This window comes from Burkholderia sp. Ac-20384 (assembly GCF_017104605.1).
Taxonomy (GTDB): domain Bacteria; phylum Pseudomonadota; class Gammaproteobacteria; order Burkholderiales; family Burkholderiaceae; genus Burkholderia; species Burkholderia lata.
Window position 1 is genome coordinate 1 of sequence record NZ_JAAGPE010000705.1, and the last position, 785, is coordinate 785.

Consider the following 785-nt stretch of genomic DNA (forward strand, 5'->3'; position numbering starts at 1 on the left):
GCCGCGCGAGATACGCCGCGCTCGCGCACAGCACGCGCCGCTGCGGCGCCAGCACGGTCGCGACGAAGCGCGTGTCCTCGAGCGGGCCGATGCGCACCGCGAGATCGACGTCGGAGCCGAGCCGCGCGCCCTGCAGGTCGACCATGCTGTCGGTCAGTACCAGGTCGACCTGCAGCGCCGGATGACGCTGCATGAACGCGGCCAGCGCGGCCATCAGGTGCCGGCGGCCGAACGGCGCCGGGCAGTCGACGCGCAGCAGCCCGCTCGGCTCGTCGTGCTGGCTGTGCAGGTCTTCCTGCAGGCCGCGCAGCTCGGCCAGCATCCGCGTCGCGCGCCCGTACAGCAGCTGCCCGGCCTCGGTCGGCCGCAGCGCATGCGTGGTGCGATGCAGGAGGCGGATGCCGAGCTGCGTCTCGAGCCGGTCGATGCGCCGCGTGACCGACGACGCGGCAACACCCAGCCGGCGCGCGGCCGCCGAGAAGCTCTGCTGGTCGACCACGTCGACGAACAGCGCCAGATGCGGGGAAAGGAAGTCGTCCATTCAGGGCCTTTGGATTTGGCTATGCGTCTATCGCAAAACAATCATCCGCCTTTGCACGTTTCCGCGTCAAACCGCGCCGACTAGACTGCATTCATCCTTTTCACCCGCTGTACGCCCCGCCGGGCCGCGCGACAGCCATCCGCCACGGAGATCATCATGCGCAGCATCCGCTTCGACGCCCCCGCCGCCGACATCGAGTCGCTCGACGCGCGGGTCAGGGAAATCGACCCGCCCGTCCCGGCCG

The 785-nt window shown here is 70.4% G+C and carries 1 protein-coding gene; it reads right to left on the reverse strand.

Features of this window, described 5'->3' with window-relative positions:
• Positions 1 to 541, reverse strand: a 541-nt coding sequence (locus tag G3O00_RS42925) for a LysR family transcriptional regulator (protein ID WP_206146625.1), incomplete at its 3' end; no start/stop codon positions are given.
• Between the last annotated feature and the right edge of the window lie 244 nt (positions 542 to 785).